Genomic DNA, 5,007 nt, shown 5'->3' with positions numbered 1-5,007 from the left:
TCTCCGAGACGGCGCCGACGAACGTGGTCTTGCCCACGCCGAAGCCGCCCGCCACCACGATCTTCGCGGAGGTGGTGGAGCGGGAAGGACCGCCGCTAGAGCTTGCGAAGTCCACTGAGCACCCTTTCGAGCAGTGTCACGTCTGGCTGGCCGCCGGCGTTCTCGTCGCCGCCGGGCTGATGGATGGCGACCAGTCCCGCCTCCGCCAAGTCGGCGACGAGGATCCTGGCCACGCCGAGAGGAATGGTCAGCAGGGCCGAGATCTCGGCCACCGACTTGATCTCCCGGCAGAGGTTGCAGATCCGCTGATGCTCGGGCAGCTGCCCCTGCATCTGATGCGGCTGCGCAGTGGTGTGCACCAGTGCCTCGATGGCGAGCTGGTACCGCGGCCTGGTGCGGCCGCCCGTCATCGCGTACGGACGCACCAGTGGGTTGCTCGACGACCCGGCGGGCGTCGGCTCGGGGGTGCGGCGCTGCGGCTGCACGGGCTGGACACGCGGCGCATGCGGCTGGTCGTACGGCGAAGGGCCGGGGCCCTGCGGCGCGTACGGCTGCTGGTGGCCGGGGGAGGGGTAGCCGTATCCGCTCTGGGCGTCGTTCTGGCCCTGGGCAGGGCCGTACGACCAGTTGCCCGAAGACGAACCGCCTGGGGGTGTTGCCACTTTCTCCTCCTCCGACTGTGCCGGGCACCCATGACTGTGGAGCCGCGTCCCGAAACCTTACGGCCCCGGGACGCTCAAGCGCACCGTCCCTCTGTTAGTTGAGAAGGCTTCCCTGGAGCTCCGCCCGGAGATCCGGTGTCAGGACCGTACCGGCTCGGTCGACCAGAAGGGCCATCTCGTACCCGATGAGGCCGATGTCCGCCTCCGGATGTGCGAGGACCGCGAGTGACGAACCGTCGGAAATGGACATGATGAAGAGGAATCCCCGCTCCATCTCCACAACCGTCTGGTTCACGCTGCCGCCCTCGAAGATCCGGGAGGCGCCTGCCGTCAGAGACGTCAGACCGGAGGCGACGGCCGCGAGCTGGTCGGCGCGGTCGCGGGGGAAGCCTTCGGACATCGCCAGAAGGAGTCCGTCGGCGGAGACCACCACCGTGTGGGACACCCCCGGGGTGTTGTCCACGAAGTTGGTGATCAACCAGTTCAGGTTCTGTGCCGCCTGGCTCATCGGGCTCACACTAACGCTCCTGGTTGTAGGTGCTGTCAGGACCGAAGCCCTGGCCGTTCGTTTCACTGCCTGCGGTGCGGCCCCGTTGGACGCCGCGCCGCAGGTTGCTCAGTCTGCCCCGGACGTCCTCCGGGGCGCGGGAGACCTGTGGGCCTCCCTGGGGGGTGGTTTCGGCGGAACCCTGGACCAGGTTGGCCTTGGGCACCCGCCGCGGCAGGCCGGAGGAGGTCACTCCGCCCGCCTTGGGCTTTCGGAGCTGCGAGGCCTGCTGCCAGCGCTCGTCGTTCGCCGAGCGCCAGTCGCTGTCGCCGTTGCTCTCCGGGGTGGAGGCCGGCGGCTCCTGGTTCACGCGCCGTGCGCCGCCCGTGCCGTTCGCGGTGGATCCGCGGCGGGGAAGTCCGGCGTCGGTCAGGTCGTGGCCTTCGGAGGGGGCCGGTCCCGGACGGTCGAAGCCTACGCTGTCCCGCTCACCTGCGTCAGCGGCCTGCGCGGATTCCGGTTCCTGGGCACCCGCAGGGTACTGGGCAGGGTAGCCGTTGGGGTAGCCGTCCTGCTGCGGCCAGTCGTCCTCGCGGCGCCGCTCGGCGAAGGCCGGGAAGGACTCGGTGGCGGAGGCGTCCGCCGAGCGGTTCCCCTGGGCCGGCTCCGCGTAGGAGGGGTCCTGGTAGCCGCCGCCCGCCGGGAAGCCGTCGTTCTGCGGCAGGTGGCCGCCGGGCGCGTAGTAGTCCTCGCCGTACGCCGCCTGCCGGCCGTTGTCGTACGCCTGCTGGCCGTTGTCGTACGCCTGCTGGTCGTACCCGGCGGTCCCCTGCTCCTGGTAGCCGTCGTAACCCTGGCCGTTGTCGTAGCCCTGCGGGGCGGCGAACTCGTCGGGGTACGCGGGCGCCTCGGGGACGTTCCGGCCGTTCGGGGCGCCCGACTCGGGCTGCTGGGGGTGCGCCTGGGCCTCCAGGGCCGCCCGGCGCTCCTCGCGCATCAGGGAACGGCCGACCGGGTCCAGGTCGCGTACGTCGTCCGGGACCTCGGTGTAGCGGCTGTCGTCGAAGCCGAGCTCCGCCGCGGTGCGCAGGGGCTGGTTGAAGTCCTCGCCCTGGAAGTTCTGTTCCGGGATGATCTGCGAGACGGTGAACTCGTCGGGGCTCATCTGCTGCTCGCCGCCACCGCCGTGGGTGATCGCGTCCGGCAGCATGACCAGCGAGGTCGTACCGGCCTGCTCGCCCGAGGGGCGCAGCTGGACGCGGATGCCGTGCCGGTCGGACAGCCGGCCGACCACGAACAGGCCCATGCGCTGCGAGATCGCGGCGTCCACGGTCGGCGGGTTGGCCAGCTTGTGGTTGATGTCCGCGAAGTCCTCGGCGGTCAGGCCGATGCCCTTGTCGTGGATCTCGATCATCACGCGGCCGTCGGGGAGACGGGTCGCGGTGACGCGGACCTTGGTCTGCGGGGAGGAGAACGTCGTGGCGTTCTCCAGGAGCTCGGCGAGCAGGTGCACGAGGTCGGTCACGGCCCGGCCGTGGATCTCGGCGTCGGGGACGCCGGACAGTTCGATGCGCTCGTACTGCTCCACCTCGGAGGAGGCGGCGCGCAACACGTCGACCAGCGGCACCGGCTGGTCCCAGCGGCGGCCCGGCTCCTCGCCGGCGAGGACGAGGAGGTTCTCGCCGTTGCGGCGCATACGGGTGGCCAGGTGGTCCAGCTTGAAAAGGTTCTCCAGCTGGTCCGGGTCGGCCTCGTTGTTCTCCAGGTCGGTGATCAGAGTCAGCTGGCCCTCGATCAGCGACTGGTTGCGGCGCGAGAGGTTGGTGAAGATCGCGTTGATGTTGCCCCGCAGCAGCGCCTGCTCGGCGGCGAGCCGGACGGCCTCGCGGTGGACCTGGTCGAAGGCGCGGGCGACCTCGCCGATCTCGTCCGTGGAGGTGATCGGGATCGGCGCGACCCGGGTGTCGACCCGGCCGGGGTCGGTGCGGGAGAGCTGGTCGACCAGCATCGGCAGCCGCTGCTCGGCGATGCCGAAGGCGGCGTTGCGCAGCTGGCGCATGGAGCGGCTCATCTGACGGGCCACCATGCCGGCCACGATGAACGCGGCGAGCAGGGCGACCACGACGGCGGCACCGGTGATGTAGGCGTCGCGCTGGGCGTCGTCGGCGATCTGGGAGGCCTCGTTCACCGCGGTGTCGGCGAGGTCCGTCTCGATCTGGCTGTAGCCGTCGAACTTGAGGGTGTTCACCGCCCACCAGTTCTCGGGGGTGATGCCCTGTTCGGCGAGGCCGGCGCGGGCGGCCTCGTCCGTGGTGTTGAGCCGGGCCAGTTCGGAGACCATCGTGACCGGGTTCGCGGGCGGTGCGACGTAGTCCGGGTCCTTGCCCTTGGCCTCCTGGGCCATGGCCTTGCCGTCGGCCTGGATCTGCTGCGTGATCTCGTCCAGCTTGGCGACGTCGGCCTCGGTGCCACCGCCGAGGTACTCCCGGACGGCGATGCCCTCGAGGTAGGCGTAGGACGAGAGCGCGACGCGCTGGCTGGCGAGCTGGCTGTCGGTGGGGCCGGGCTTCACCAGCATGTGCATACCGATGGACCGCTGCAGCGACACGGCCGCCTTGGTCAGCGAGATCGCGTAGACCGTACGGCCGTAGCTGGTGATGTTGCCGGTGCCCAGGCCGAGTTCGTTGGCGAACTGCATCAGAGGGTTGGCCACCTCGACGTAGCCCTCTTCGGTCTCCACGCCCTTGAGCTTGGAGGTGTACGCGCCCGCGCGCAGCGTCGTGAGCTTCGGCTCGACCTTGCGGAACAGGTTCAGCCGGCGCTCCAGACCCGCTGTGTCCGGCATGTCCTGCGCCGCCTCGTCGAAGGCGTCGGCGGCCTTGTCGGTGGCCGCGCGGGCCTCGGTGACGGTGGAGTCCTGCTGGCCCTTGCCCTGCAGCAGCGGGGTCGCCGTGACGTCCCGCTCGTTGTAGAGGGCGTTGGCGTAGGTGAGGGAGGCCTGCACCAGACGCGCGGTCTTCTCCGCGTCCTCGGCCTCCTGCCAGGTGTCGATCGAGCCCTTCACCTGGAAGCCGCCCATGACCAGGCCGACCAGCACGGGAAGGAGCAGGATCGCGTTCAGCCTGGTCGCCACCCGCCAGTTGCGCGGGGTGAGGCGCCCGCTGCTGGGAGCGGGCGCGCCCGCCGACTCGGTGTCGGACACGGGGGCGGGCGCCGCTGCGCGCGGCGGCGGGGTGAAGTTGCCCCGGGCCGACGGCTCGGGACTGTTCTTGCTTCGCCTCACTCGACCAACAACCTCTCGGCGGTCGGCACCAACGTTGTGCCGCAGTGTCTCAGAGCCCGGCATGCCATCGACTACTGAGTACGTCTTTGACTATTGGGCAGTTCAGGCATTCCAGCATGCCGAGCTGCGCTCTTCCAAACAGTGGAGAGCGGGCATTCCGAGTGAGGTAAGCCCCAGATAAAACGGTCATAAAGAGCGAGCCTTGTCAAAAGGCAGGAGGTTCGTGCGCACAGTGACACCGATCGACCGCGTCGAGTGGTGGGCTTCGCTCGATTCCTCTGCCGAAACGTTATGAACACCGAGGCCGGCCGTGTCGAAGGACACAACCGGCTACGGGGCGTCGTCTACGGCAACTGCCGTACGCAGCGCGTGATTTGGATCTACCGGAGACGCGCCATGAGAGCGTGTTCGACCAGCGTGATCAGCGCGCTCTTGGCGTCCGCGCGGTGGCGGGCGTCGGTGGTGATGATGGGGGTGTCGGGGCCGATCTGCAGTGCCTCGCGCACCTCTTCGGGCTGATAGGGCTGCTGTCCGTCGAAGCCGTTGAGGGCGACGACGAAGGGCAGTCCGCTGTT

Annotated in this window: 3 protein-coding genes and 2 pseudogenes; all 5 read right to left on the bottom strand. The window is 69.6% G+C overall.

Annotation, left to right across the window (positions count from 1 at the left end; translation table 11 throughout):
• Positions 1–115 (bottom strand): annotated as a pseudogene (locus B7L92_RS13915) (ATP-binding protein); the annotation flags it as partial.
• The gene (locus B7L92_RS13910) at positions 96–662 is read right to left on the bottom strand and encodes a DUF742 domain-containing protein (RefSeq protein WP_081237712.1); all 567 of its coding nucleotides are present in this window, start codon (positions 660–662) and stop codon (positions 96–98) included. The gene B7L92_RS13910 and the pseudogene B7L92_RS13915, both read right to left, overlap by 20 nt.
• A 94-nt stretch (positions 663–756) precedes the next feature.
• Positions 757–1,170, bottom strand: a complete 414-nt coding sequence (locus B7L92_RS13905) for a roadblock/LC7 domain-containing protein (protein WP_004983065.1) — start codon at positions 1,168–1,170, stop codon at positions 757–759.
• A gap of 10 nt (positions 1,171–1,180) precedes the next feature.
• Positions 1,181–4,432 carry a sensor histidine kinase gene (locus tag B7L92_RS13900; RefSeq protein ID WP_081237711.1) on the bottom strand — a complete coding sequence of 1,084 codons (3,252 nt, stop codon included), beginning with the start codon at positions 4,430–4,432 and terminating at the stop codon, positions 1,181–1,183.
• Between the two features lie 380 nt (positions 4,433–4,812).
• A pseudogene (locus B7L92_RS13895) lies at positions 4,813–5,007 on the bottom strand (ATP-binding protein); the annotation flags it as partial.

Source organism: Streptomyces viridosporus (genome assembly GCF_002078235.1).
GTDB lineage: Bacteria > Actinomycetota > Actinomycetes > Streptomycetales > Streptomycetaceae > Streptomyces > Streptomyces viridosporus.
This window is presented reverse-complemented; position numbering and strand designations above follow the sequence as displayed.

Coding starts and splice junctions, on each gene's coding strand:
- B7L92_RS13905 (WP_004983065.1), bottom strand. CDS start 1,170: ATGAGCCAGGCGGCACAGAACCTGAACTGGTTGATCACCAACTTCGTG.